The sequence below is a fragment of the Streptomyces sp. NPDC102490 genome (assembly GCF_044765285.1).
Classification (GTDB): domain Bacteria; phylum Actinomycetota; class Actinomycetes; order Streptomycetales; family Streptomycetaceae; genus Streptomyces.
Genome location: NZ_JBIWJU010000002.1, coordinates 289,966 through 314,700, shown reverse-complemented (window position 1 = coordinate 314,700; position 24,735 = coordinate 289,966). Strand labels below are relative to the sequence as shown.

Below are 24,735 nucleotides of genomic sequence, written 5' to 3'. Positions count from 1 at the left end.
GGCGCGGGGTACCCGGACGGAACCGGATCGACCGGAATCCCGGAACCGACCGGCTCTGACAGGGAGGCAACACTCATGGGCCTCGGCGGGTGCATCATCCTCATCGCCGTGGGAGCCATCCTCACGTTCGCGACCGACTGGGACATGCAGGGCGTCAACCTCGACCTGGTCGGAGTGATCTTCATGGTCGTCGGCCTGATCGGTGTCGCGACGTTCAGCAGCATCGCCCGGCGCCGCCGCGTCGTGATGCCGCCGTCGACCCCGGTCGTCGAGGACCGGCCCCACCACACGCAGGACGGCTACCACAACGGCTACGGCGCCTGAGCCGGCCGCGCGTACACCCCCCACACTCAGCCTGTCGGCCTACCGGCCGCGTCCCGGGACGGCCGACGGGGAAGCGGTCAGAGCATGAGATTCCTCGTGTACGACCGGCTCCTCGGCATCGGTGACGACTACTGGATCGAGGACGACCGGGGCAACAAGGTCTTCCTCGTCGACGGCAAGGCGCTGCGGCTGCGGGACACCTGGGAGCTGAAGGACGCCCAGGGGCGCGTGCTCATCGACATCCACCAGAAGATGTTCGCCCTGCGCGACACGATGGTGATCGAACGGGCCGGTGAGCCCCTGGCACGCATCAAGCGCAAACGTCTGTCCCTGCTCCGCAACCACTACCGGGTCACCCTGGCCGACGGCACCGAACTGGACGTCAGCGGCAAGATCCTCGACCGGGAGTTCGCCATCGAGTACGACGGCGAACTGCTGGCCGTCGTCTCCCGGCGCTGGCTCACCCTCCGCGACACCTACGGCCTGGACGTCGTCCGGGACGACGCGGACCCGGCGCTGCTGATCGCGCTGACCGTGTGCGTGATCCACCTGGCGGAGAAGGAGCGGGAGGACGACTGAGGAGCGGCGGCCCGGCGGCGCCTCACGCCGTGCGGCGGACGGCGCGGCCGAGGAGCAACGGCACGGCCAGGTGGTGCACGGGTGCCGCCAGGGCCCACAGCACCCGGCCGGCCCGGCGCTCGTAGCAGGCGTACGTCGCCCAGAGCAGCCGCGCGTCGTCCACGGTCACGACGTTGCGCACGGTCAGCGACGGCGCGCGGGCCTCCAGGGCGATCCTGCCCGGCCCGGTCTCCAGCACGCGCCAGCCCACCACGTGCCGTCGCGAGGTGCGCGGCCCCAGGCGCAGCCCCAGCACGCCCGCCCACCCCGTCCGGAACAGCTCACGCAGGAGCACCGGGACGTCCTCGAAGCTGGCGCGCACCCATTCCTCGGGCGTCAGCCGGGGAAGTCCCGCGGTCGGAAGCTCGAAGGCCGACGCGAAAGCGGCGCCGAGGGGGTCCACCCGCACCCGGCGAATGGCGGAGGTACCGGTACGCGTCCGTGTCATACCGGAATACTGAGCGGCGTGACGCGACGTCAAACACGGCGTGTCACACCTCCTCACGCTCCGCGCTCAGCCGCGCGGCGGTTCCAGACCCAGCACCCGGTCCTTCAGGGCCGGGAACTGCTCCCGGGTCCGTGCCACCTTCGCCGGGTCGAACTCCACGGTGAGGACCTCCTCGTCCGCACCGGCCTCCGCGAGCACCTCGCCCCAGGGGTCCACCACGATCGAGTGGCCGGCCTGCGGAACCGAGGCGTGCGTCCCGGCCGTTCCGCAGGCGAGGACGAACGCCTGGTTCTCCACGGCCCGCGCCCGCGCCAGGAGCGTCCAGTGGGCCCGGCGGCGCTCCGGCCAGCCCGCCGGGACGACGAGGACCTCGGCACCGTCGTCGACGAGGGAGCGGAAGAGTTCGGGGAAGCGCAGGTCGTAGCAGGTGGCCACGCCGAGGGTGGTGGTGTCCGGCAGCCGGACCGTCACCGGCTCCCGCCCCGCGCCCATCAGCACGGCCTCGCCCTTGTCGAAGCCGAAGCGGTGGATCTTGCGGTAGGAGGCGGCCAGTTCACCGGCGGGGGAGAGGACGAGCGAGGTGTTGTAGAGCCGTCCGTCCTCGCCGCGCTCGGGGACCGACCCCGCGTGCAGCCACACGCCCGCGTCGCTCGCCGCCTTCGCCATCGCCTCGAACGTCGGGCCCCGCAGCGGCTCGGCCGCCGCGTCGAACTCCTCGAAGGCGAACGCGCCCGTGGTCCACAGCTCCGGCAGCACCACGAGATCGGCGCCCGCCTGCTCCCGTACCAGAGCCGCCGCCCGCAGACGACGCGCTTCGACCGTTTCGTCCTCGTTCACGGCGATTTGGATCAAAGAGGCGCGCACACTACCACCGTCCTGGCATTCGAGCCGTCCACACGGGCCTACGATCGTCACACGAAAGCACTGCCGGGGTGCCGCACAGCAGCGTAACTTAGCCTCCCAAGACGCCCGCCGACTGCCGCCGCCGCCACTGGCACCGCTGCCGCCAACCGCCCGTGTACCGACCGCCGAGGGGTCCCGTTCCGTGAGTCTGCATCCCACCCTCCAGCCCTACGCCGACGCCTGGACTCACTCCATCGAGGCGATATCCGAGCTGGTCCAGCCGCTTGTGGAGGCAGAGTGGAACCGCCGGACCCCCTGCCCGGGCTGGTCGGTGCGCGACATCGTCTCGCACGTCCTGGGCCTGGACTCCGAGATGCTCGGCGACCCCCGCCCCATCCACACCCTGCCGCGCGACCTCTACCACGTCACCAACGACCACCAGCGCTACATGGAGATGCAGGTCGACGTCCGCCGCCACCACACGGCGCCGGAGATGACGTCCGAGCTGGAGTACATGATCATCCGACGCAACCGCCAGCTGCGGAACGAGTCGCGGGACCCCGGCACGAAGGTGCGCGGCCCGCTCGGCACCGAGCTGACCCTGGAGGAGGCGATGCGCCGGCACGCCTTCGACGTGTGGGCGCACGAGCAGGACCTGCGCACGGCCCTCGGCCGCCCCGGCAACCTCGACTCCCCCGGCGCGTACGTCGCGCGGGACGTGCTGCTCGGCGAGCTGCCCGCCGTCGTCGCCGAGCGGGCGGACGCGCCGCGCAGCTCGGCCGTCGTCTTCGACGTGCACGGCCCGGTCGAGTTCCTGCGCACCATCCGCGTCGACATCCAGGGCCGCGGCACCCTCGAATCGTCCCCGGCCCTCGGCCCCGCCGCCACCCTCACCCTCGACTGGGAGACGTACGTCCGCCTGGCCTGCGGCCGGGTGACCCCGGAGGCGGCGGCGGACCGCATCAAGACAGAGGGCGACCCGGACCTGACGACGGCGATCCTGCGCAACTTCACGGTGACGCAGTGATTTTCAGCCGGTCCGGCGCTTGAGGACGAGGCCGTTCAGGCCGAAAGCGGGGGCCTGGGGGCGGCAGCCCCCAGCCCGGCCCGCACCCGCGCCGGGTGCCTACACGGGCACGTGCACCGTCTCCACCCGGCTGGCGACCAACCGCTCCCGCTCCCGCAGCGCGGCCCGCTTGCGCAACCGCAGAATCTGCGTCAGCCCCACCGCCTGCAACACGAACACGGACGAGAACGCGACGGCGTAGTCGTCCCCCGTCGCATCCAGCAGCACCCCCACCGCGAACAACGTGGTCATCGACGCCACGAAGCCCCCCATGTTGGTGATCCCGGACGCCGTCCCCTGCCGCTCCGGCGGATTCGCCGGCCGCGCGAAGTCGAAGCCGATCATCGACGCCGGCCCGCACGCCCCCAGCACCGTGCACAGCACCACCAGCAGCCACATCGGCGCGTGCTCGGCCGGGTAGGCCAGCGTCGCGGCCCACAGCAGCGCCGTCGCCCCGACCGTGCCGAGCGCCAGCGGCAGCCGCGCCGCGTGGTGCCGGGCGATGATCTGGCCGTAGACCAGACCGACCGTCATGTTGGACAGGACGACCAGGGTGAGCAGCGTGCCGGCCGTGGCCCGGGACAGCCCCTGCGCCTCGACCAGGAACGGCATCCCCCACAGCAGCAGGAACACCATCGCCGGGAACTGGGTGGTGAAGTGCACCCACAGCCCGAGCCGGGTCCCCGGCTCCCGCCAGGACAGCGCGATCTGCCGCCGCACGTAGGCGGCACCCTGGTGCGGCAGCGGCTCCGGCTCGTGCCCCTCGGGGTGGTCCTTGAGGAAGAGGAGCAGCAGGACGAAGACGACGGCACCCGCCAGCGCGCTGCCCGCGAACGCCGCGGTCCAGCCGACGCCGTGCAGCAGCCGGGCCAGGACGAGGGTGGACACGAGGTTGCCCGCCATGCCGACCAGCCCGGCCAGCTGGGCGACCATCGGCCCGCGCCGGGCCGGGAACCAGCGGGTGCCGAGCCGCAGCACACTGATGAACGTCATCGCGTCCCCGCAGCCCAGCAGCGCCCGCGCGGCCAGCGCCGTGCCGTACGACGGGGAGAAGGCGAAGCCCAGCTGCCCCACCGTGAACAGCACGACGCCGATGCCCAGCACCTTCTTGGTGCCGAGCCGGTCGACCAGCAGGCCGACGGGTATCTGCATGCCGGCGTAGACCAGCAGTTGGAGGATGGAGAAGGTGGACAGCGCGGAGGCGCCCACGTGGAAGCGGTCGGCGGCGTCGAGACCGGCGACCCCGAGGGACGTACGGAAGATGACGGCGACGAAGTAGACGGAGACGCCGATGCCCCACACGGCGACCGCACGCCGGCCCCCCGGAGGGTCACCGGGCAGGGCACGGCCGGCCGAGGTGGCCGTACTCATCGGACCTCCCCCCGCGCCAGGTGCGAGAACCAGCCCACGTGCCGGCCCACCACGCCGACGGCCGCCTCCGCGTCCCCCGAGCGCAGCGCGTCGAGGAGCTCCTCGTGCTCGGCGAGGGTCTTGGCGATCCGGTCGGGGTGGGAGTGCATGACCGCGACGCCCATGCGCAACTGGCGGTCGCGGAGCTGGTCGTAGAGGCGGGAGAGGATCTCGTTGCCGCCACTGCGGACGATCTCGGCGTGGAAGCAACGGTCGGTGACGGAGGCGGCGGCGAAGTCACCGGCGGCGGCCTGCTCCTGCTGCCGGGCAAGCAGCTCCTCCAGCCGTTCGAGCAGCCCCGGCGGGGCGGGTACGGCCTTCCTGGCCGCGTGCTCCTCGACCAGCAGCCGGGTCTCCACCACGTCCGCGATCTCCTGCGCGGAGACCGGCAGGACCAGCGCGCCCTTCTTGGGGTAGAGCCGGATCAGCCCCTCGGCCTCCAGCCGCAGCAGCGCCTCGCGCACCGGGGTGCGGGAGACGCCCACGGCCTCGGCCAGCTCGCCCTCGGTGAGCAGCGTCCCGCCCTCGTAACGGCGCTCCAGGACGCCCTGCTTGACGTGGGTGTAGACGCGGTCCGCCGCGGGGGGTTGCTTCACTGCCGTGGTCATGCCGACAGGATAGATACAACAGGGACACAAGAGGGACCCGGTCCAGCATCCGGACGCCGGCTCACTCGCGAGGGGGAAGCGAGAATTCACCCCGCCCCACCGGGCAACCATTCACCCCCTCCGGGTGTCGCACTGACGCGGCCACCGCTCGGTCGACCACAACTAGGCCGCAGCCCAGGCGAATTCACCACAATCGGGGTAATAAACTCAATGAATACTCTTTCGGGCGTCCGTCTGCGCAGGGCCGTCGCCGTCGCTCTGACCGGCGGTGCCGTCCTCGCCACGGGGGCCCTCGCCACCGCACCCGCACAGGCCGCCGCACCCGAGCGCGCCGTTTCCGCCGCCGCTGCCCTGCGGGCGGCGCCCACCGTGCCCTCGATCGCCGCCAAGGGCGGCTTCGTGATGAACAACGCGACCGGCAAGTCGCTCTACACCAAGGCCGCCGACACCAAGCGCTCCACCGGCTCCACGACCAAGATCATGACCGCCAAGGTCGTGCTCTCCCAGCCGAAGCTGAACCTGGACGCCAAGGTCACGATCCAGATGGCGTACAGCGACTACATCGTGTCGAAGAACGCCTCCTCCGCCCGGCTGATCGTCGGCGACAAGGTGACGGTCCGCCAGCTGCTCTACGGGCTGATGCTGCCCTCGGGCTGCGACGCCGCGTACGCGCTGGCCGACAAGTTCGGCTCGGGCAAGACCCGGGCGGCGCGCGTGAAGTCGTTCATCGGCAAGATGAACGCGTCCGCCAAGAGCCTCGGCCTGAAGAACACGCACTTCGACTCGTTCGACGGCATCGGCAACGGCAAGAACTACTCCACGCCGCGCGACCTCACGAAAATCGCGAGCAGCGCGATGAAGAACTCCACCTTCCGCACCATCGTGAAGACCAAGAAGTACACGGCGAAGACCACGACCAAGAAGGGCGGCACCCGCACGATGGCGCCCTGGACCAACACGAACACGCTGCTGGGCAGTTACAGCGGCGCGATCGGCGTGAAGACCGGGTCGGGCCCGGAGGCCAAGTACTGCCTGGTCTTCGCCGCGACCCGGAAGGGGAAGACCGTCATCGGCACGGTCCTGGCGTCCTCCTCGTCCACCCAGCGCGCCAAGGACGCCACGAAGCTCATGAACTACGGCTTCGCCAAGTAGCCCGCCACTCACGCACACCCCTCACCGGAAAGGGCCCGTCGCCAACGCGACGGGCCCTTCCTCATACACGTGCTCAGCGCCCCCCGGCAGCACTTTGGATCATGTTCGCTCGCAGTCGTGAACTCCCGTCGATCTGGCTGGCATATGCCCTCGGCTTCGTCCTACGTTCCGCGGCGGAGGTGGTTCACATGAACGAACCCAGCAAACGACAGAACTCCGGCGCGCGGCACGAGGCGATCGACGTCAGCGACTTCGTGTACGCGGCCACCGGCGCCCGGGTGCGACGGCTGACCATGCCGGGCGGGAGCCACTGGTTCCCGGCGGTGGACGTGTGCAAGGAACTCGGGCACAGCAACTCTCGGAAGGCGCTCGCCGATCACGTTCCCGAGGAGCACCGAGACAGTCTCGAGACCGTAACTGGAAGTTACGGTCTCAGCGTTCCCGCAGGTAGAGAGTGGCGTCGAGACTTGCAACTCATCTCTCTGCAAGGTCTCATCCTCCTCGTCAACGCCTGCACCAAACCGGCCTGCGCCCCCTTCAAGCAGTGGGTCGCCGAAGTCATCGAGACCGTGCAGCGCGAGGGTTCGTACTCCCTGGACGAGGCCGAGGTGCAGCCCGCCGCACCCGGCGCGCCCATCGTCTACGCCATGCCGGACCAGGTCGCCGAGGCCATCGTCCGGCTGGAGGCGCACAACCTGCGGCTGGACGAGGAGCTGGCCGAAGGGCAGCGCACCTCGATCGCCTTGCAGAGGGAGATGCTGTCCACGCAGCAGGCCACGCTCGCCGCGCAACAGGCCACCCTCGCCGTGCACCAGGCCATGGTGCACGCCTTGGAGCGGATCGCGGACCGGTTCGACACCCTGGTGCTCCACCCAGGGGCACCCCGCGGCCACCTCGCCCCGGTGCCCACCACGGAGTCCGTGCTGGCCGACTGGCGGCAACGGCTGGCCGTGACGGAGGACGTGTGGACGGTCGCCCTGGTCATCGCACCGGTGCTCGTCGAGGAGGGGGAGTTGAGGGAGCCGCTGGAGTCGATCGCCGCCCGTACGGGGCTTTCCGTGCGCCGGGTCAACGAATGCCTGCGGCTGCTGCGCACCCGCGCCTGCATTCGCTCGCGGGGCGGGGCCGAGGACGGGGCTCCGGTGTACGTGCTGCACCAAAGCTGAGCCCGGCACGACAAGAGGGGCGTCGCAACTCGAGCTTGCGGCGCCCCTCCGTCGTGAACCTACCCGGTTCGTGCCTCTCACGCCCAGCTGATCAGCCGTTTGGGCTGTTCCAGGATCGCCGCCACGTCGGCGAGGACCTTGGAGCCCAGCTCGCCGTCGACCAGGCGGTGGTCGAAGCTGAGGGCGAGGGTGGTGACCTGACGCGGCTTCACCTTGCCCTTGTGGACCCACGGCTGGAGCTTGATCGCGCCGACCGCGAGGATCGCGGACTCACCGGGGTTGAGGATCGGTGTGCCGGTGTCGACGCCGAAGACGCCGACGTTGGTGATGGTCACCGTGCCGCCCTGCATGGCGCCGGGGCTGGTCCTGCCCTCCCGGGCCGTCGCGACCAGCTCGCCCAGGGAGCCGGCCAGCTGCGGCAGGGTCTGGGCGTGGGCGTCCTTGATGTTCGGGACGATCAAGCCCCGGGGGGTGGCGGCGGCGATGCCCAGGTTGACGTAGTGCTTGACCACGATCTCCTGGGCGGCCTCGTCCCAGGACGCGTTGATGTCCGGGTTGCGCTTGATCGCGACCAGCAGGGCCTTGGCGATCAGGAGCAGCGGGTTCACCCGCAGGCCCGCGTACTCCTTGTCCTGCTTCAGCTCCTCGACCAGCTTCATGGTGCGCGTCACGTCGACCGTCACGAACTCGGTGACGTGCGGCGCCGTGAACGCCGAGCCGACCATCGCCGCCGCCGTCGCCTTGCGCACGCCCTTGACCGGGACGCGGGTCTCGCGCGCCGTGCCGTACGACGCCGACGCCGACGCGGTCGCGGCCGGGGCGGGTGCGGGGGTCTCGGACCGCGGGGCCTCCTGGGCCGGCTCCGCCGCCGCCGACACCGCCGCGTGGACGTCCTCACGCGTGATGACGCCGTCCGGGCCGGACGGGGCCACGGTCGCCAGGTCGACGCCGAGGTCCTTGGCCAGCTTGCGCACCGGGGGCTTGGCCAGCGGGCGGTCGCCGGTGACCGGCGCGGCCGGGGCCGCGGGCGCGGCGGGTGCGGCCGGTCCGTGGCCGTTCATCTCGGCCTGGATCGCCGCCGACGCTTCCGCCCCGGCGGCCGGGGCCTGGGCGCCCTTGCGGGGGCGGCGCCGGGTCGCGGAGGTGGAGACCCCGTAGCCGACCAGGACCGGCTGGCGGGCCGGAGGCTTGGCCTCCTCCGCCTCGGCGGTGGCCGGGGTGTCCACGGCCTCCTGCACCGGCTCCGCGGCCGCCGCCGCGCCGTCGCCGACGGCCACCGCGATGATCGACGTGCCCACGTCGACCGTGGTGCCCTCGGGGAAGTGCAGTTCGCGCACCACGCCGTCGTAGGGGATGGGCAGTTCGACGGCGGCCTTGGCCGTCTCGACCTCGCACACCACCTGTCCGTCGGTGACCGTGTCACCGGGCTGGACGTACCACTTGAGGATCTCGGCCTCGGTGAGCCCCTCACCCACGTCGGGCATCTTGAACTCACGCACGGAACTGTCCGTCATCGTCGTCACGCTCCCCTCCTCAGTACGCCAGCGAGCGGTCGACGGCGTCCAGCACCCGGTCCAGATCGGGCAGGTACTCCTCCTCCAGACGCGCCGGCGGATACGGCGCGTGGTAACCGCCGACCCTCAGCACCGGGGCCTCCAGGTGGTAGAAGCAGCGCTCCGTGATCCGGGCCGCGATCTCCGCGCCCGAGCCCAGGAACACCGGCGCCTCGTGGACCACGACCAGGCGGCGGGTCTTCTCCACCGACGCCTGGACGGTGTCGAAGTCCACCGGGGAGATCGACCGCAGGTCGACCACCTCCAGCGAGCGGCCCTCCTCGGCCGCCGCGTCGGCGACCTCCTGGCACAGCTTCACCATCGGCCCGTAGGCGACCAGCGTCAGATCGGTGCCCTCGCGCACCACCCGCGCGGCGTGCAGCGGTCCCGGGATGGCCTCCTTGTCGACCTCGGCCTTGTCCCAGTACCGGCGCTTGGGCTCGAAGTAGATCACCGGGTCGTCGCTCTGGATGGCCTGCTGCATCATCCAGTACGCGTCCGCCGCGTTCGAAGGCGAGACCACCTTCAGGCCCGCCACGTGCGCGAACAGCGCCTCGGGGGACTCGGAGTGGTGCTCGACCGCGCCGATGCCGCCGCCGTAGGGGATGCGGATGACGACCGGCATCTTGACCTTGCCCAGCGACCGGGCGTGCATCTTCGCCAGCTGCGTGACGATCTGGTCGTAGGCCGGGAAGACGAAGCCGTCGAACTGGATCTCCACCACCGGCCGGTAGCCGCGCAGCGCCAGGCCGATGGCGGTGCCGACGATGCCGGACTCGGCCAGCGGGGTGTCGATCACCCGGTCCTCGCCGAAGTCCTTCTGCAGACCGTCGGTGACCCGGAAGACGCCGCCGAGCTTGCCGACGTCCTCGCCCATGATCAGGACCTTGGGGTCGGTGTCCAGCGCGCGGCGCAGCGACTCGTTGATCGCCTTGGCCAGGGCCATCTTTTCCGTAGCCATGTCAGACCCCCTCTGCCTCTGCGAACGACGCCTGGTAGGCGGCGAACTGGGCCCGCTCCTCGTCGACGAGCGCGTGCCCGTCCGCGTACACGTTCTCGAAGATGGCGAACCGGTCCGGGTCCGGCATGGCACGGACCACTTCGCGCACTCGTTTGCCCAACGTCTCGCTCTCCGCCTCCAGTTCCGCGAAGAATCCCTCGTCCGCGTGGTGTGCGGACTCCAGGAAGCGGCGAAGACGCAGGATCGGGTCCTTGGCCTCCCAGGCGACGCGCTCGTCGTCGTGCCGGTAGCGGGAGGGGTCGTCCGAGGTGGTGTGGGCGCCCATGCGGTACGTGTACGCCTCGATCAGCGCGGGTCCCTCACCGCGCCGCGCCCGCTCCAGGGCCCAGCGCGTGACCGCGAGGCAGGCCAGCACGTCGTTGCCGTCGACGCGGACGCCGGGGAAGCCGAAGCCCTGGGCACGCTGGTAGAGCGGCACCCGGGTCTGCTTCTCGTTGGACTCGGAGATCGCCCACTGGTTGTTCTGGCAGAAGAACACCACCGGCGCGTTGTAGACCGCGGCGAAGTTGAACGCCTCGCTGACGTCGCCCTGGCTGGAGGCGCCGTCACCGAAGTAGGCGATCACGCCCGAGTCGGCGCCGTCCTTGGTGATGCCCATCGCGTAGCCCGTGGCGTGCAGCGCCTGCGAGCCGATGACGATCGTGTACAGGTGGAAGTTGTTGCTGTTGGGGTCCCAGCCGCCGTTGTTCACGCCGCGGAACATGCCGAGCAGGTTGGTCGGGTCCACCCCGCGGCACCAGGCGACGCCGTGCTCGCGGTAGGTCGGGAAGACGTAGTCGTCCTCGCGGGTGGCCCGGCCGGAGCCGATCTGGGCGGCCTCCTGGCCCAGCAGGGAGGCCCACAGGCCCAGCTCGCCCTGGCGTTGCAGGGCGGTGGCCTCGGCGTCGAAGCGCCTGGTGAGCACCATGTCGCGGTACAGGCCGCGCAGCTCGTCGGGGGTGATGTCGGCGACGTACGAGGCGTACTCGGCGTACGGCGAGTTCCTGGCCGTCCCGACGCGCTCGCCCTCGGGCGTCAGCAGTTGCACCAGCTCCGTCTCGGAGCCCTTCTGGGCAGCGGTACGGGTGGTGCCGGTGGTGCGAGTGGTGCGCCTTGCGCCGGTGCCGGCCTTGCTGCCGGTGGTCCCGGCCGCCTTGGTGCCGGTGGTGCCGGCCGCCTTGCTTCCGGCGCTGCGTCGCGGCTGGCGCGCGGCAGTGCTCTCGGTCACGTGTGCTCCTCCGTCGGTCCGGCCCCCGGGTTCGCCGGAAGCCAGTGCGGCTCACCTGCGGCCCGGCGGACGCACAAGGGTGGGTGCGGCCCGATCGGGAACAGGCGTGACAGGTGCCCCGGCGAGCGCCCTGCGAACAGCACGTTACCCAGTGCTCCACATTTCTGTGAAACCCCTCCTGACCTGCGTTTTTACTCGGATTTCCAAGTAAATCGGCGTAGGGCGGAAGTTTTACTGGTCACAGCCTTGCAGGGGGCCGGAACAACGGCACGTTATCCCGGCCACCCCGGGCACGGGAAGAGTCGGTGTGTGACACTGACCGCGTGCGCGAAGACGGAAAAATCCGGGTATTCCTCCTCGACGACCACGAGGTGGTCCGGCGCGGGGTGCACGATCTGCTCGCCGGCGAGGCCGACATCGAGGTGGTGGGCGAGGCCGGTACGGCCGCCGAGGCGCAGGCGCGGGTCGCGGCCACCCGTCCGGACGTCGCGGTGCTGGACGTGCGGCTGCCGGACGGCAGCGGTGTGGAGGTCTGCCGCGACATCCGCTCCCGGGACGAGTCCGTCCGCTGCCTGATGCTGACCTCCTTCGCCGACGACGAGGCCCTCTTCGACGCGATCATGGCGGGCGCCGCCGGGTACGTCCTCAAGGACATCCGCGGCGCCGAGCTGCTCGGCGCCGTACGGGAGGTGGCGGCCGGGAAGTCGCTGCTCGACCCGGCGGCCACCGCGCGGGTGCTGGAGCGGCTGCGCGACGGCGGGGCGAAGCCCGACGACCGGCTGGCCCGGCTCACCGAGCAGGAGCGCCGCATCCTGGACCTGATCGGCGAGGGACTGACCAACCGCGCGATCGGCGAGCGGCTGCACCTGGCGGAGAAGACGATCAAGAACTACGTGTCGAGCCTGCTGGGCAAGCTCGGGATGCAGCGGCGTTCCCAGGCGGCGGCCTTCGTGGCCCGGCTGGAGGCCGAGAACCGCTGACGGGAGCCGCGTCTCACCGGTGGCGGTCTTACTCGGGACTTACGTCCCCTCCCGCCGGGGCGGGCGACCCTGGCCCCGTGCCCCGCGCTCCCGCACAGTGAGTCCATGCCCTCCGACGAACAGCTCGCCGTCGGCCTGCTCGGCCGCACCGCCTACGGCCGAGCGGCCACCACCCTGCGCGCCCTGCCCTTCCTCGCCCACGCGCGGCACATCGTGAGCGACGGCCGGGTCCTGCTGCGGATGCCCAGGAGCTGGGGGTACCACCGGATGTGCGCCGGGAGCGTCGTCGCGTACGGGGCGGACAACCTGACCTCCGCGCGGCCCGGCGAGAGCCTGTGGACCGTGCAGGTCGTGGGCCGGTGCGAGGTCCACGAGCCGAGCACGGCCGAGCTGGAGCGGTTCGGTCCGGCGCCGGACCGGGTGGACGGCGAGCCGTTCGAACCCGCCTACCTGCGCGTCGACCCGCAGTTCGGCACGGTGCACTTCACGGACGGCTCGGCCGGACCGCTCTGACCTCCCCGAGAACAACCTCCTCACGACGACGCCCCCGCAACGCGACGCGCGCGTGGAGCCCGTTTCCGGGCCGCACGCGCGCGTAAGGCATAGCGACGGGGTCGGGTCAGCCCTCGCCGCCCTCGGAACCGCCCGGGGCGCCGGTCGCGCCGCCCGTCGGCTCGCCACCGCCCGTCGGCTCACCACCACCGGTCGGCTCACCGCCACCGGTCGGCTCACCGCCGCCCGTGGGGTCGCCCGTCGGGTCGCCGGTCGGGTCGCCCGTGGGATCGCCGGTCGGGTCACCGGTCGGATCGTTCGTCGCGGTGTTCGACGGCGTCCAGGACGGCGTGTCCGGCTGCTCCCAGCCCCCGCCGCCGTTGCCGCCCCCGCCCGAGCCCTGCTCGGTGCCCGGGTCGGTGGTCTCCTGCGTCGCCTCGTCGCTCGGCGAGGAGCTGGGCGACTCTCCACCGGTGCTCTGGGAGGTGGTCGCCGAGGGGCTCTTGTCCGTCTCGGTGCCGCCCTTGCCGTCGTCGCTGTTGTTCAGGGCCAGCGCGACGCCGGCCGCGATGGCGATCACCGCGAAGACGGCCAGTATCCACAGCTTGCCGCGGCCGCTGCCCTTGTTGCCGTGGCCCTCGAAGCCGCCCTCGTCGCTCCCGCCGTAGCCGCCCGGCAGGATCGGCTGGGGGATCTGCTGGGTGCCGGACGCCCCGTGGTGGTCGGAGTGCGGCATCACCGTCGTGCCCGCCAGGCCGGCCGAGGGGGTGTGCCGGCCGTCGTGCGCGGTGACCGGGCCGGTGTTCCAGGTGCCGGTGTGGCCGCCCTGCTCGTACAGCATCTGAAGCCCGTACTGGACCAGGCCGCGCATCTCCTCGGCGGTCTGGAAACGGTCGTCGGGCTCCTTGGCCAGCGAGCGCATCACCAGGCCGTCCAGCTCCGGCGGAGTGGCGTCGGAGACCTCGGACGGGGGCGTCGGGATGTCCTGCACGTGCTGGTAGACCACCGACAGCGGGGTCTCCCCGGTGAACGGCGGGCGCAGCGCGAGGAGTTCGTAGAGCAGGCAGCCCGTGGCGTACAGGTCGGAGCGGTGGTCGACGGCCTTGCCGAGGGCCTGCTCGGGGGAGAGGTACTGCGGGGTGCCCATGACCATGCCGGTCTGCGTCATCGTCGACTGGGCGCCGTGCAGGGCGCGCGCGATGCCGAAGTCCATCACCTTCACCGCGCCGGTGTTGGTGATGATGACGTTGGCCGGCTTGATGTCGCGGTGCACGATGCCGTGCTGGTGCGAGTAGGCCAGCGCCTCCAGGACGCCGGAGACGATGATCAGCGCCTGCTCGGGCCCGGGCGCCTCGGCGTTGAGGAGGAGGTCGCGGATGGTGCGCCCCTCGACGATCTCCATCACGATGTACGGCACGGACTGGCCGCCGACGACGTCCTCGCCCGAGTCGTACACGGCCACGATGGCGTGGTGGTTGAGCCCGGCCACCGACTGCGCCTCGCGCGTGAACCGCGCCTTGGAGACCGGGTCCTCGGCGAGGTCCGCGCGCAGCAGCTTGACCGCCACGGTGCGTCCCAGGCGGACGTCCTCCGCGGCGAACACCTCGGCCATGCCGCCCCGCCCGAGCCTGCGGGTCAGCCGGTACCGGCCGTCGCCGACCAGGCCGCCGTTGCCCCAGTTCTCCGGCGCGTCAGACATACCGCCGCCAGATGCCTCGGGTTCGGACGGGCCCTGGGCGCGCTGCTGCTGTGCCATCAGTCCTCGCCGTCGTTTCTGCCCGCGGTACGCGCGGTGTTGTTACGGTCTCCGTCGGCCACGCTACAGCCTTCGCGGGGGCCTCCGGTCCGAGATGGGCGCCGGGACCGGACATGAGACGGACCGGTCATGAAACCCTGGTTCCGTACTCTCGTGCAAATTCCGTGTACCGGCGGTACGCCGGCTGTAACGCTTCCGCGACGCTTCTTTCGCGTACGGTCACGGAACGGGCACCGCGCTTGACGTGTCGGTGCCCTCGGGCAGACTTGGCCGGGAATAGCACTTTCGATCACGAGCGCGCGTGCCGCCGCCACCGGCGCCCGCCGTCTATGGGGGACGCAGAGACATGAGCCAGGACGCCGCCGGACAGGGACGGTACGCGGGGCGGGCGCTCGCCGGCGGCCGTTACCAGCTGCGCGACTTGCTCGGCGAGGGCGGCATGGCCTCGGTGCACCTGGCGTACGACTCGGTCCTCGACCGTCAGGTCGCGATCAAGACGCTGCACACCGAGCTGGGTCGCGAACAGGCCTTCCGCGAGCGCTTCCGCCGCGAGGCCCAGGCCGTGGCCAAGCTCACGCACACCAACATCGTCTCCGTCTTCGACACCGGCGAGGACGATCTCAACGGCCTGACGACTCCGTACATCGTCATGGAGTACGTCGAGGGCCGGCCGCTGGGCTCCGTGCTCGACGAGGACGTGCGGCAGCAGGGCGCGATGCCCGCCGACAAGGCGCTGAAGATCACCGCGGACGTGCTGGCCGCGCTGGAGATCAGCCACGAGATGGGCCTGGTCCACCGGGACATCAAGCCGGGCAACGTGATGATGACCAAGCGCGGCGTGGTCAAGGTGATGGACTTCGGCATCGCCCGCGCCATGCAGTCCGGCGTGACCTCGATGACGCAGACCGGCATGGTCGTCGGCACCCCGCAGTACCTCTCGCCGGAGCAGGCCCTCGGCCGCGGCGTCGACGCCCGCTCCGACCTGTACTCGGTCGGCATCATGCTGTTCCAGCTGGTCACCGGGCGCCTGCCGTTCGACGCCGACTCGCCGCTCGCGATCGCGTACGCGCACGTGCAGGAGGAGCCGGTCGCCCCGTCCGCCGTGAACCGGGCGCTGCCTCCGGCGGTGGACGCGCTGGTGGCCCGCGCGCTGAAGAAGAACCCCAACGAACGCTTCCCCAGCGCCGAGGCCATGCGCGACGAGTGCCTGCGGGTGGCGGCCTCCTTCCAGGCGGCCCCGCCGAGCATCGTGCCCGGCGCCCAGACGTCGAGCGGCGCGGGCGTCGGCTCCGCGGTGTTCCCGCCGGTCGACCAAGGCGCCCCGGCGCCCGCGGGCCCCGTCCAGACGCCGTACCAGCCGACCCCGGCCTCCGGCCCGAACCCGTACGGCACCCCGGCCCCGGCGGCGCACTCGCCGGCGTACGGCTATCCGCAGCAGGCCGGGTACCAGACGCCGGTCCCGTCGCCGTACGCGCAGCAGCAGGGCGCGTCCACGCCGCCGCCGTACAACCTGACGCCCTCGGCCCAGGGCTCCGGCTCCGGTTCCTCCGGCGGCGGCAGGAACAAGACGGTGATCATCGGCTCGATCGTGGTCGCCGTCGTGGCCGTCGGGGCACTGGTCGGCGCGCTGCTGATGAACGGCGGCGGGGACGAGGACCCGGAGGCCGGCGGGAGCGGCACGGCGAGCGTGTCCGCGCCTCCGTCGAAGGCGGCGGGCTACCGGGGGCCGGACAAGGAGAAGACGATCGAGAAGGACAAGTGCACCGAGCCGGAGGAGTCGTACAACGACCCCGACAAGATCAAGGTGCCGGACTTCACGTTCAAGTACATCGGCTCGGTCAAGGAGTGCTTCAACGCCGCGGGCTGGCGGATGAAGGTCGTCGAGGTCGACGAGAACACCTACGGCGAGGGCTCGATCCGGGACCAGTTCCCCACCGCCGGCACGGACGTCGACCCGGAGAACATGCCGGAGATCCAGCTCAAGGTCTCGACGGGCAACCCGCCGTCCGAGTGAGCACGTAAACGGCGTGACGGACGCCTGACGTCGAAGGGCCCGGCAGCGGTGCTGCCGGGCCCTTCGCGATGTCGGTCGGTGGAAGTCGTCCCCTGCGAGGAGCCGTGCCTACAGGTAGGGGCCGCCGGAACGGCCGCCCGGGTGCGGGGGCTCCTCGCCCTCCGGGAGGGAGCCCGGCGGCAGCGCGCGGCGCATCTGCTCCAGCTGGGCCCGCGCGGCCATCTGCTGGGCGAACAGCGTGGTCTGGATGCCGTGGAAGAGGCCCTCCAGCCAGCCGACCAGCTGTGCCTGCGCGATCCGCAGCTCGGCGTCGGTCGGGGTGCCGTCGTCCGTGAAGGGCAGCGAGAGCCGCTCCAGCTCCTCCACCAGCTCCGGGGCCAGACCGTCCTCCAGCTCCTTCACCGAGCTGGCGTGGATCTCCTTGAGCCGGACCCGGCTCGCCTCGTCCAGGGGCGCGACCCGCACCTCTTCGAGCAGCTGCTTGATCATGCTGCCGATCCGCATGACCTTGGCGGGCTGCTCCACCTGCTCGGTCACCGGAATCTCGCGGGACTCGTCGTCCCCGCCGCCGCTGAGCGCCATTCCGTCCTGGCCGACGACCAGGATCTGGGGGTTCTCCGGCGACCTGTCGTTCCTCGGCATCTCCATGCCGCCATTGTCGCGCACCCCCGGGCCCCGGCCGGGCGGTGCCCCCGCGGAAACCGTCCCGACGCGTTCGGCGGCGCCCGTAATGCCGGTCTTGTCGTGTGATGTGAGGCTTGTCCCGTCGTTTTCACGGCGCTTTCCACGACCGCACATCACCGGGAGGGGGTCACGGACGTGATTCCATGGCTGCGCGCACTGCGGGCGACGGGACTGGTGGGAGCCCTGGGGGCCGGTGCGGTGGCGGCGCCGTACTCGGCGGAGCCGGCCCACGCCGCCGGGTGGTCAGCGGTGGTGGCGGCGCCGACACCGGGGCCCTCCGCGCCGGGGACGCCCACCACCCCGGACGGCTCCGGCAGCCATGACGGGCGGGGCGGTCACGAACACCCCCACCGCCCCGACGACGGTGACCGTCCGGACGACCGCCCGGACGCCCGTCCCCCCGCGGAATCCGGCCCCGCGGACAGCGCTTCGCCCACGCCCTCGCCCTCCTCCCCCTCGCCGTCGGCGTCCGGCACCAAGGCCGACCCCGAGCCCTCCCGGGGCGGGAGCATGCAGGGCGAGGGAAGGCAACGCCCCGGTCACGCCGAGGAACGGGAACCGGAGCACGACGCCGGGGACCAGTACGCCGGTCGTCGGTACCGGCACGGATACGGCGGCGACGACGCCGTCCCCGAGGCCCCGGCCACCGCCCTGCCGCCCGCCCGGACCGAGGCCGCCGCGGCGCCCACGACCGCCCCGCCCCGGCCCCCGACGCAGAGCCGCACCCCCAGCCGGGCCGCGGCCGAACCCCTCCTGCGCGTCCTCCCGCTCGGCACCGGCCTGGTACTCCTCGGCCTCGGCCTCGCCCTGGGCCTCGCGGGACTGCGCCTGCGCCGGGCGTAGGCCGTGCGCCGGGCGTAGGGCGGGTGTCGGCTACGAGGCGACCAGCAGCACCTTGCCGATGTGGCCGCTCTCCTCCACCACCCGGTGGCCCTCGGCGGCCTCGCTCAGCGGCATCTCGCGGTCGACGACCGGACGGACGTGGCCCCCGGCGAACAGCGGCCAGACGTGCTCCCGCACGGCCGCCACGATCGCCGCCTTCTCCTCCAGGGGCCGGGCCCGCAGCGAGGTGGCGCTCACGGCGGCGCGCTTGGCCAGGAGCGTGCCGATGTTCAGCTCGCCCTTCCGGCCGCCCTGCATGCCGATGATCGCGAGCCGGCCGTTCACGGCGAGCGCCTCGACGTTGCGGTCCAGGTACTTCGCGCCCATGTTGTCGAGGATGACGTCGGCGCCCGCGCCGCCCGTGGCCTCCTGCACCTCGGCGACGAAGTCCTGCTCCCGGTAGTTGATCAGGACGTCCGCGCCCAGCTCGGCGCAGCGCTCCAGCTTCTCCTTGGTGCCCGCCGTCACCGCGACCTTCGCGCCGACGGCCTTGGCGAGCTGGATCGCCATGGTGCCGATGCCGCTGGAGCCGCCGTGCACGAGCAGGGTCTCGCCGGGGCGCAGGTGGGCGACCATGAAGACGTTCGACCAGACGGTGCAGACCACCTCGGGCAACGCCGCCGCCGCCTTCACGCCGACACCCCGCGGCACCGGCAGCAGCTGCCCGGCCGGGACGACGACCTTCTCGGCGTAGCCGCCGCCCGCGAGCAGCGCGCACACCTCGTCGCCGACGGCCCAGCCGGACACGCCGGGGCCGAGCGCGGCCACGCGGCCGGAGCACTCCAGGCCCGGGTAGGGGGAGGCGCCGGGCGGGGGGTCGTAGAAGCCCTGGCGCTGCATGATGTCGGCGCGGTTGACGGCGCTGGCCGCCACCTCGACCAGGACCTCGCCCTCGCCGGGCTGCGGGTCGGGGACCTCGGCCCACACCAGCGCCTCGGGGCCTCCGGGTTCGGGAATCGTGATCGCATGCATGAGGGCGACGCTACTCCTGTGCTCTCCCGTCCTCCCCCGCCGGAGCATCCCCGTGCGTCGCCGATGAGTTTGCGCGCCGGCACAGGTCTTCCCCTGCGTAGCCGAGAACGCGTACGCCAAGAACGCGGAAGGACCCTCAGCATGAGCACGCACACGTCCGGACTCGCCATCGAGACCGCGGGACTGGCGAAGACGTTCGGTGAGACCCGGGCCGTGGACGGGGTGGACCTCGCGGTGCCGGCCGGCACGGTCTACGGCGTTCTCGGTCCGAACGGCGCCGGAAAGACCACCACCGTCAAGATGCTCGCCACCCTGCTGCGGCCGGACGGCGGCCACGCCCGCGTCTTCGGTCACGACGTGGTGCGCGAGGCCGACGAAGTGCGCGGCCGGGTGAGCCTCACCGGCCAGTACGCGTCCGTGGACGAGGACCTCACCGGCACCGAGAACCTGGTGCTGCTGGGCCGCCTCCTCGGACACGGCAAGGCGGCCGCGCGGGAGCGGGGCGACCAGCTGCTGGCGGCCTTCGGACTGACGGACGCCGCGGCGAAGCAGGTCAAGCACTACTCCGGCGGCATGCGGCGGCGCATCGACATCGCCGCCTCCATCCTCAACACCCCCGACCTGCTCTTCCTGGACGAGCCCACCACCGGTCTCGACCCGCGCAGCCGCAACCAGGTGTGGGACATCGTGCGCGCGGTCGTCGCCCAGGGCACGACCGTGCTGCTGACCACGCAGTACCTGGACGAGGCCGACCAGCTGGCGTCCCGGATCGCCGTCATCGACCACGGGCGGGTGATCGCCGAGGGCACCAAGGGCGAGCTGAAGTCCTCCGTCGGCGCCGGCTCCGTCCATCTGCGGCTGCGGGACGCGGAGGAGCGGCCCGAGGCCGCGCGCGTGCTGCGGAACCTGCTGGTGGCCGAGGTACGGCTGGAGCCCGACCCGGTGGCGCTGACCGCGCGCCTCGGGGTGACGACCGGCGACACCGCGGCCGACCAGGCCGCCAAGGCGCTCGGTGAGCTGGCCCAGGCCGGCATCACCGTCGACGGCTTCTCCCTGGGACAGCCCAGCCTCGACGAGGTCTTCCTGGCACTGACCGGGCACGACACCGGCCGGCGCACCGACGGCGGCTCCGGCACCGACACGAAGGACGAGGTGGCGGCATGAGCACGGCCACGAGCACCGAGACCAAGGAACTCTCCCCGGTCAGCACCGAGTCGCTGGCGGCCCTGCTGGTGACCAGGGAGCGGCCGCCGCGGCCCGGCGCCCTGTCCACCTCCCTGACCTTCGGCTGGCGCGCGATCCTCAAGATCAAGCACGTGCCGGAGCAGCTCTTCGACGTCACCGCCTTCCCGATCATGAACCTGCTGATGTTCACGTACCTCTTCGGCGGTGCGCTGGCGGGTTCGCCCGGTGACTACATCCAGTTCGTGCTGCCGGGCATCCTCGTGATGTCGGTCGTGATGATCACGATGTACACCGGGGTCTCGGTGAACATCGACATCGAGAAGGGCGTCTTCGACCGCATCCGCTCGCTGCCGATCTGGCGGCCCTCGGCGATGGTCGGCTATCTCCTCGGCGACGCGCTGCGCTACACCATCGCGTCCGTCGTCATGCTCTCCGTGGGACTGCTGCTCGGCTACCGGCCCGACGGCGGGTTCGTCGGCGTGGTCGCCGGGATCGCGCTGCTGCTGCTCTTCTCGTTCGCCTTCTCGTGGATCTGGACGATGTTCGGGCTGCTGCTGCGCACCGAGAAGTCGGTGATGAGCGTCAGCATGATGGTGATCTTCCCGCTCACCTTCCTGTCCAACGTCTTCGTCGACCCGAAGACCATGCCGGGCTGGCTCCAGGTCTTCGTCAACAACAGCCCGATCACCCACCTGGCGTCCGCGGTGCGCGGCCTGATGGCGGGCGACTGGCCCGGCGCCGAGATCGCCTGGACGCTGGGCTGGGCGGGCCTGTTCCTGCTGGTCTTCGGCCCGGTCACGATGCGGCTCTACAACCGCAAGTAAGCAGGGGCGAGCGACGGCTCAGTCGCGGGGGAACGGGCGGGCGTCGGGCGTCACATGGGTGCCCGGCGTCGCCCGCACGATCGTGATCAGGCGGTCCGTCAACTCCAGCCCGCCGACGGTCGGATCGTCGTAGCCCAGGACCCGGTGGCCGCGGATCACGCTCACCACCAGGTCGTCCACCTCCCGCGGGTTCTTGCCCGCCTCGGCCTTTATGACGGGCCGTTCGATGAGGTCGAGCCCGCTGCCCTGGCTGATCAGGTCCTCCATGACCATGCCGGCGGCGGGGCTGAGCACGGAGAGGCCGAGCAACCGGCCGGCGGCACTGGCGCTGGTGATCACGGCGTCGGCGCCGGACTGCTTCAGCAGCGGCGCGTTCTCCTCCTCGCGGACCGCGACCACGATCTTCGCGTTGCGGTTGAGCTGCCGGGCCGTCAGCGTGACCAGCACGGCCGTGTCGTCGCGCTGCGTGGCGATGATGATCTGCTTCGCCCGGTACGCCTCGGCCCGGTTGAGCACGTCGCTGCGGGTCGCGTCACCGACCACCCCCGCGTAGCCGTGGGCCGTCGCGGCCTCGATGGCCTTGCCGCTGGGATCGACCACGACCACCTGGTCCTTGCGCAGCCCGGTCGCGCAGACGGTCTGGATCGCCGACCGCCCCTTGGTTCCGAAGCCGACGACGACGGTGTGATCGCGCAAGGCGGACCTCCAGCGGTTCAGGCGCCACTCCTCCCGAGTGCGCTCGGTGAGGGCTTCCAGCGTGGTGCCGACCAGGATGATCAGGAAGAGCACGCGCAGGGGCGTGATGACGAAGATGTTGGTCAGCCGGGCGGCGTCGCTGACAGGCGTGATGTCACCGTATCCGGTGGTGGAGAGGGTGACGGTGGCGTAGTAGAAGGAGTCGAGGAGGTCGACGGAACCGTCCGAGTTGTCGGTGTAGCCGTCGTGGTCCGCGTACACGATGAAGGCCGTCACCACGAGGACCACCAGGGCGATGGACAGCCGCTTGGCGACCTGGCGGAACGGGTGCTCCACCAGTTTCCTGGGGAGCTTCACCTTGTGGGTCACGAAGTGCTCGTCCGCCTGGCGTGCCATGGCGTCCTGGCCCGGGAGTTTCACGTGAAACACACCCCGATCCCGCCGGCCGCCCAGGGCAGGTCGAGCAGCTCGGCCTCCTGCCCCGGCCGTGCGCCGCCCGGCGGTACAACGGCCAGGGCGTCGGCGGCCGCGATGCCGCGCAGCATCGCCGGGCCGTTGTAGTGCAGCGGCACGGCACCCTCGTCACGCAGCACCACGGGCACGAGCCGGGTGTCGTTCGGATGCCCGTGCACCGCGTCCCGCAGCGGCAGCGTGTACGGCTCGGGCGCCGGGCGGGCGGCGAGGGTGCGCAGCAGCGGCTCGGCGAGGGTGAGCAGGCCGGAGACGGCGGCGAGCGGGTTGCCGGGCAGTCCGACGAGGTGCTGGTCGTCCGTGAGGCGGGCCAGCAGCATGGGGTGGCCGGGGCGAGCCTGGACGCCGTCCACGAGGAGTTCGGCGCCGATCCGGCGCAGGATCGGGTGGACGTGGTCGACGGGGCCCGCGGCGGTGCCGCCGGTCGTGACGATCAGGTCGGCGTCGGAGGAGGTGACGGCGCGGTGCAGCGCCTTGGCGTCGTCGCCGATCCGGTGCACGGCGCGGACCTCGGCGCCCAGCGCGCGCAGCCAGGGCGGCAGCATCGGGCCGAGCGCGTCCCGGATGAGGCCGTCGTGCGGGAGGCCCTGGGCGAGCAGTTCGTCGCCGAGGACCAGGACGTCGACGCGGGGGCGGGGGACCGCGGTCAGCGTGTCGTACCCGGCGGCGGCCGCGAGACCCAGGACCGCCGGGGTGACGAGGGTGCCGACGGGCAGCAACTGGTCGCCGCTGCGGCACTCCTGGCCGCGCGGGCGGATGTCCTGGCCGTGGACGACCTCGCGGGTGGGGTGCAGGCGTCCGCGTGCGTCGGTGCGGCCGTGCTCGGAGCGCAGGACGGCGGTGGTGTCCGGGGGGATGCGTGCGCCGGTGGCGATGCGGACGGCCTCGCCGTCGGTGAGGGGCGCGGGTTCCGCGTGTCCGGCCAGCACGCCCTCGTCGCGCAGCGCCCAGGGGCCCGGTCCGGCGAGGGCCCAGCCGTCCATCGCGGAGGTGTCGAAGGAGGGCAGGTCGGTGAGGGCGGTCAGCGGTGCGGCCAGGGTGAGGCCGAGGGCCGCGTCGAGGGGCACGGGGACCGGGGTGCGGCGGGCGGCACGGGCCGCGGCGCGGGCGGCGCGCTCGGCGGTCGCCCGGGCCTCGGGCCAGGGGGTCGCCCGGTGGTGGGAGTCCGCCGGGCGGTGCGGGGCGGGCGTGCCGTGTCCGGCGCGGCCGCGGTGGGCGGGGCCGGGGTTCTCGTTCACCAGGGCGAGCGCCTCCTCGACGTCGAGGTCCTCGGCCTCCGCGTCGGCCCGCGTGCCGGGGGTGGTCATCAGGCGTCCGGGCGGGTGTCGGGGGTGGCGTCGGGAGCCGCGTCGGGCGCGCCCTTCGCGGGGGCGGCCCCGGTGTCGGCGGCCTCCTCGGCCCAGCGCAGCGCGAGGGCCGCGGCCTTGCGGGCGGCCTCGGCGACGGCCTCGGGGCCGCCCTGGGCCCGCCCGGCCGCGTACCCGACGAGGAAGGTGGTCAGCGGGGCGGCCGGCCGGGCCACCCCGTGGGCGGCGTCGCGCGCGAGATCGAGCAGGACCCCGGTGTCGACGTCCAGGTCGATGCCCAACTCGTCCTTGGCTGCGGAAATCCATTCATCCAACACGTGACCATGCTCCCTGATGCGTGCCCTTGCGGTGGCGAGGTCGTCCCAGGTGTCGCAGTCGAAGGAGGCGACGGCGTCCGGGACGCGGGTGAGGCGCAGCGCGCCGGTCAGGCGGCGCAGCGGCAGCCCGGTGAGGTCCGGCCGGCCGGCCCGCTCCGTCCGGTCGCGGGCGAGCGCGGCCAGTTCGCGGCGCAGCGCGGGTGCGCGGTAGGCGGCGACGAGGGGCTGGTCGCGGCCGTCGGCGTCGGTGAGCAGCACCCCGTCGGCGTCGCCCGCGGCGAGGGCCGACAGCAGCCGTCCGACGGTCGGCCCGGCGAGGAACGGCAGGTCGGCGGAGAGCACCACGACGTGCTCCGCGCTGGTGTGCCGCAACCCGGCGGCGAGGGCGGCGAGCGGTCCCCCGCCGGGCGGGTCCTCGCGCGCCCAGGTCACCGGGCGCGCGGTGGGCCGGGGATCGGCGACGACGACGGTGGTCCGCGCCCCGGCGCAGGCGGCGAGCACCCGGTCGAGGAGCGCGCGTCCGCCCACCCGCAGGCCGGGCTTGTCCACGCCTCCGAGCCGCCGGGCGGCCCCGCCGGCGAGCACGACGGCGTCGTACCCGGCGCGGCCCGAAGGCGGCGCGGGGTCGGTGCCGACGCCTGGGTCGCCGGGGGGCTCGTACGCGGTCACCCCCCGAGTATGGGGCCCGGAGCGATCACAGGGAACGCAGGGGAGCCCGCGCGATCGCGGGGGGGGTGCG

At 72.3% G+C, this 24,735-nt stretch carries 24 protein-coding genes; 11 read left to right on the top strand and 13 right to left on the bottom strand.

The features are described from left to right. Window positions 1–75 precede the first annotated feature (75 nt). Both ACIRGB_RS04910 and ACIRGB_RS04905 read left to right on the top strand, forming a co-directional pair. Window positions 76–324 (top strand): DUF6458 family protein, encoded by a 249-nt coding sequence (locus tag ACIRGB_RS04910; protein ID WP_052836626.1) that lies wholly within the window; start codon window positions 76–78, stop codon window positions 322–324. A gap of 84 nt (window positions 325–408) precedes the next feature. Further along, window positions 409–903 carry an LURP-one-related/scramblase family protein gene (locus ACIRGB_RS04905; RefSeq protein WP_403858670.1) on the top strand — a complete coding sequence of 165 codons (495 nt, stop codon included), beginning with the start codon at window positions 409–411 and terminating at the stop codon, window positions 901–903. A 22-nt stretch (window positions 904–925) separates the two neighbouring features. Here the strand turns inward: ACIRGB_RS04905 and ACIRGB_RS04900 are convergent, their stop codons facing one another. Both ACIRGB_RS04900 and ACIRGB_RS04895 read right to left on the bottom strand, forming a co-directional pair. Continuing rightward, a complete protein-coding gene (locus tag ACIRGB_RS04900; RefSeq protein WP_403858668.1) occupies window positions 926–1,390 on the bottom strand; it encodes a DUF2867 domain-containing protein in 465 nt (154 codons plus the stop codon). Window positions 1,391–1,456: 66 nt separating this feature from the next. Beyond that, window positions 1,457–2,254 carry a carbon-nitrogen family hydrolase gene (locus tag ACIRGB_RS04895; protein ID WP_403858666.1) on the bottom strand — a complete coding sequence of 266 codons (798 nt, stop codon included), beginning with the start codon at window positions 2,252–2,254 and terminating at the stop codon, window positions 1,457–1,459. A 181-nt stretch (window positions 2,255–2,435) separates the two neighbouring features. Here ACIRGB_RS04895 and ACIRGB_RS04890 point away from each other — a divergent pair, with 181 nt between their 5' ends. Continuing rightward, window positions 2,436–3,260, top strand: coding sequence for a maleylpyruvate isomerase family mycothiol-dependent enzyme (locus ACIRGB_RS04890; protein ID WP_403858664.1), 825 nt, complete (start codon window positions 2,436–2,438; stop codon window positions 3,258–3,260). Between the two features lie 99 nt (window positions 3,261–3,359). On the opposite strand, the gene ACIRGB_RS04885 is transcribed toward ACIRGB_RS04890, so the two are convergent. Together ACIRGB_RS04885 and ACIRGB_RS04880 are read right to left on the bottom strand one after the other, a co-directional pair. Further along, complete coding sequence (locus ACIRGB_RS04885; protein ID WP_403858662.1) at window positions 3,360–4,670, bottom strand: nitrate/nitrite transporter; 1,311 nt, start codon at window positions 4,668–4,670, stop codon at window positions 3,360–3,362. Further along, a complete protein-coding gene (locus tag ACIRGB_RS04880; RefSeq protein WP_403858660.1) occupies window positions 4,667–5,317 on the bottom strand; it encodes a GntR family transcriptional regulator in 651 nt (216 codons plus the stop codon). The genes ACIRGB_RS04885 and ACIRGB_RS04880 overlap by 4 nt, the downstream gene beginning before the upstream one ends. A gap of 210 nt (window positions 5,318–5,527) precedes the next feature. Between ACIRGB_RS04880 and ACIRGB_RS04875 the strand changes: the two genes are divergently transcribed. Further along, the gene (locus ACIRGB_RS04875) at window positions 5,528–6,469 is read left to right on the top strand and encodes a D-alanyl-D-alanine carboxypeptidase family protein (RefSeq protein WP_403858658.1); all 942 of its coding nucleotides are present in this window, start codon (window positions 5,528–5,530) and stop codon (window positions 6,467–6,469) included. Window positions 6,470–6,657: 188 nt separating this feature from the next. Next, on the top strand, window positions 6,658–7,635 hold the full coding sequence (locus ACIRGB_RS04870) for a Bro-N domain-containing protein (protein ID WP_403858656.1): 978 nt from the start codon (window positions 6,658–6,660) through the stop codon (window positions 7,633–7,635). Between the two features lie 77 nt (window positions 7,636–7,712). Here the strand turns inward: ACIRGB_RS04870 and ACIRGB_RS04865 are convergent, their stop codons facing one another. From ACIRGB_RS04865 to pdhA, 3 genes are read right to left on the bottom strand one after another with little or no spacing between them, the layout of a single operon-like run. Next, on the bottom strand, window positions 7,713–9,158 hold the full coding sequence (locus ACIRGB_RS04865; protein ID WP_403858654.1) for a dihydrolipoamide acetyltransferase family protein: 1,446 nt from the start codon (window positions 9,156–9,158) through the stop codon (window positions 7,713–7,715). 10 nt (window positions 9,159–9,168) lie between these two features. Further along, window positions 9,169–10,134, bottom strand: a complete 966-nt coding sequence (locus ACIRGB_RS04860; RefSeq protein WP_403859304.1) for an alpha-ketoacid dehydrogenase subunit beta — start codon at window positions 10,132–10,134, stop codon at window positions 9,169–9,171. 16 nt (window positions 10,135–10,150) lie between these two features. Continuing rightward, entirely contained in the window at window positions 10,151–11,416 is a 1,266-nt protein-coding gene (gene pdhA / locus ACIRGB_RS04855) for a pyruvate dehydrogenase (acetyl-transferring) E1 component subunit alpha (protein ID WP_403858652.1), read from the bottom strand. 323 nt (window positions 11,417–11,739) lie between these two features. On the opposite strand from pdhA, the gene ACIRGB_RS04850 reads away from it, so the two are divergent. Continuing rightward, a complete protein-coding gene (locus ACIRGB_RS04850) occupies window positions 11,740–12,396 on the top strand; it encodes a response regulator (RefSeq protein ID WP_403858650.1) in 657 nt (218 codons plus the stop codon). A 105-nt stretch (window positions 12,397–12,501) separates the two neighbouring features. Next, window positions 12,502–12,909: a pyridoxamine 5'-phosphate oxidase family protein gene (locus ACIRGB_RS04845; RefSeq protein ID WP_403858648.1), complete on the top strand. Its 408-nt coding sequence runs from the start codon at window positions 12,502–12,504 to the stop codon at window positions 12,907–12,909. Between the two features lie 106 nt (window positions 12,910–13,015). On the opposite strand, the gene ACIRGB_RS04840 is transcribed toward ACIRGB_RS04845, so the two are convergent. After that, on the bottom strand, window positions 13,016–14,644 hold the full coding sequence (locus ACIRGB_RS04840; RefSeq protein ID WP_403858646.1) for a protein kinase: 1,629 nt from the start codon (window positions 14,642–14,644) through the stop codon (window positions 13,016–13,018). 346 nt (window positions 14,645–14,990) lie between these two features. Here ACIRGB_RS04840 and ACIRGB_RS04835 point away from each other — a divergent pair, with 346 nt between their 5' ends. Further along, window positions 14,991–16,658, top strand: coding sequence for a protein kinase (locus ACIRGB_RS04835; protein WP_403858644.1), 1,668 nt, complete (start codon window positions 14,991–14,993; stop codon window positions 16,656–16,658). 108 nt (window positions 16,659–16,766) lie between these two features. On the opposite strand, the gene ACIRGB_RS04830 is transcribed toward ACIRGB_RS04835, so the two are convergent. Next, the gene (locus ACIRGB_RS04830; RefSeq protein WP_403858642.1) at window positions 16,767–17,306 is read right to left on the bottom strand and encodes a bacterial proteasome activator family protein; all 540 of its coding nucleotides are present in this window, start codon (window positions 17,304–17,306) and stop codon (window positions 16,767–16,769) included. Window positions 17,307–17,477: 171 nt separating this feature from the next. On the opposite strand from ACIRGB_RS04830, the gene ACIRGB_RS04825 reads away from it, so the two are divergent. Next, a complete protein-coding gene (locus ACIRGB_RS04825) occupies window positions 17,478–18,185 on the top strand; it encodes a hypothetical protein (protein WP_403858640.1) in 708 nt (235 codons plus the stop codon). A 30-nt stretch (window positions 18,186–18,215) separates the two neighbouring features. Here the strand turns inward: ACIRGB_RS04825 and ACIRGB_RS04820 are convergent, their stop codons facing one another. After that, window positions 18,216–19,196 carry an NAD(P)H-quinone oxidoreductase gene (locus tag ACIRGB_RS04820; RefSeq protein ID WP_403858638.1) on the bottom strand — a complete coding sequence of 327 codons (981 nt, stop codon included), beginning with the start codon at window positions 19,194–19,196 and terminating at the stop codon, window positions 18,216–18,218. A 141-nt stretch (window positions 19,197–19,337) separates the two neighbouring features. On the opposite strand from ACIRGB_RS04820, the gene ACIRGB_RS04815 reads away from it, so the two are divergent. Further along, on the top strand, window positions 19,338–20,360 hold the full coding sequence (locus ACIRGB_RS04815; RefSeq protein ID WP_403858636.1) for an ATP-binding cassette domain-containing protein: 1,023 nt from the start codon (window positions 19,338–19,340) through the stop codon (window positions 20,358–20,360). Beyond that, entirely contained in the window at window positions 20,357–21,205 is an 849-nt protein-coding gene (locus ACIRGB_RS04810; RefSeq protein WP_403858634.1) for an ABC transporter permease, read from the top strand. The genes ACIRGB_RS04815 and ACIRGB_RS04810 overlap by 4 nt, the downstream gene beginning before the upstream one ends. 18 nt (window positions 21,206–21,223) lie before the next feature. Here the strand turns inward: ACIRGB_RS04810 and ACIRGB_RS04805 are convergent, their stop codons facing one another. Genes ACIRGB_RS04805 through ACIRGB_RS04795 form a run of 3 tightly spaced genes read right to left on the bottom strand, consistent with a single transcriptional unit; the run spans window position 21,224 to window position 24,665 of the window. Next, window positions 21,224–22,321: a potassium channel family protein gene (locus ACIRGB_RS04805; RefSeq protein ID WP_403858632.1), complete on the bottom strand. Its 1,098-nt coding sequence runs from the start codon at window positions 22,319–22,321 to the stop codon at window positions 21,224–21,226. After that, window positions 22,318–23,679: a molybdopterin molybdotransferase MoeA gene (locus ACIRGB_RS04800; RefSeq protein ID WP_403858630.1), complete on the bottom strand. Its 1,362-nt coding sequence runs from the start codon at window positions 23,677–23,679 to the stop codon at window positions 22,318–22,320. The genes ACIRGB_RS04805 and ACIRGB_RS04800 overlap by 4 nt, the downstream gene beginning before the upstream one ends. Beyond that, window positions 23,679–24,665 carry an NTP transferase domain-containing protein gene (locus tag ACIRGB_RS04795; RefSeq protein ID WP_403858628.1) on the bottom strand — a complete coding sequence of 329 codons (987 nt, stop codon included), beginning with the start codon at window positions 24,663–24,665 and terminating at the stop codon, window positions 23,679–23,681. The genes ACIRGB_RS04800 and ACIRGB_RS04795 overlap by 1 nt, the downstream gene beginning before the upstream one ends. Between the last annotated feature and the right edge of the window lie 70 nt (window positions 24,666–24,735).

What these genes read in the sequence shown, in the direction of transcription:
- ACIRGB_RS04820 (WP_403858638.1), bottom strand. Translation starts at nt 19,196, where the DNA reads ATGCATGCGATCACGATTCCCGAACCCGGAGGCCCCGAGGCGCTGGTG.
- ACIRGB_RS04880 (WP_403858660.1), bottom strand. Translation starts at nt 5,317, where the DNA reads ATGACCACGGCAGTGAAGCAACCCCCCGCGGCGGACCGCGTCTACACC.
- ACIRGB_RS04910 (WP_052836626.1), top strand. Translation starts at nt 76, where the DNA reads ATGGGCCTCGGCGGGTGCATCATCCTCATCGCCGTGGGAGCCATCCTC.
- ACIRGB_RS04885 (WP_403858662.1), bottom strand. Translation starts at nt 4,670, where the DNA reads ATGAGTACGGCCACCTCGGCCGGCCGTGCCCTGCCCGGTGACCCTCCG.
- ACIRGB_RS04845 (WP_403858648.1), top strand. Translation starts at nt 12,502, where the DNA reads ATGCCCTCCGACGAACAGCTCGCCGTCGGCCTGCTCGGCCGCACCGCC.
- ACIRGB_RS04810 (WP_403858634.1), top strand. Translation starts at nt 20,357, where the DNA reads ATGAGCACGGCCACGAGCACCGAGACCAAGGAACTCTCCCCGGTCAGC.
- ACIRGB_RS04830 (WP_403858642.1), bottom strand. Translation starts at nt 17,306, where the DNA reads ATGGAGATGCCGAGGAACGACAGGTCGCCGGAGAACCCCCAGATCCTG.
- ACIRGB_RS04900 (WP_403858668.1), bottom strand. Translation starts at nt 1,390, where the DNA reads ATGACACGGACGCGTACCGGTACCTCCGCCATTCGCCGGGTGCGGGTG.
- ACIRGB_RS04835 (WP_403858644.1), top strand. Translation starts at nt 14,991, where the DNA reads ATGAGCCAGGACGCCGCCGGACAGGGACGGTACGCGGGGCGGGCGCTC.
- ACIRGB_RS04860 (WP_403859304.1), bottom strand. Translation starts at nt 10,134, where the DNA reads ATGGCCCTGGCCAAGGCGATCAACGAGTCGCTGCGCCGCGCGCTGGAC.
- ACIRGB_RS04905 (WP_403858670.1), top strand. Translation starts at nt 409, where the DNA reads ATGAGATTCCTCGTGTACGACCGGCTCCTCGGCATCGGTGACGACTAC.
- ACIRGB_RS04815 (WP_403858636.1), top strand. Translation starts at nt 19,338, where the DNA reads ATGAGCACGCACACGTCCGGACTCGCCATCGAGACCGCGGGACTGGCG.
- ACIRGB_RS04800 (WP_403858630.1), bottom strand. Translation starts at nt 23,679, where the DNA reads ATGACCACCCCCGGCACGCGGGCCGACGCGGAGGCCGAGGACCTCGAC.
- ACIRGB_RS04840 (WP_403858646.1), bottom strand. Translation starts at nt 14,644, where the DNA reads ATGGCACAGCAGCAGCGCGCCCAGGGCCCGTCCGAACCCGAGGCATCT.
- ACIRGB_RS04875 (WP_403858658.1), top strand. Translation starts at nt 5,528, where the DNA reads ATGAATACTCTTTCGGGCGTCCGTCTGCGCAGGGCCGTCGCCGTCGCT.
- ACIRGB_RS04870 (WP_403858656.1), top strand. Translation starts at nt 6,658, where the DNA reads ATGAACGAACCCAGCAAACGACAGAACTCCGGCGCGCGGCACGAGGCG.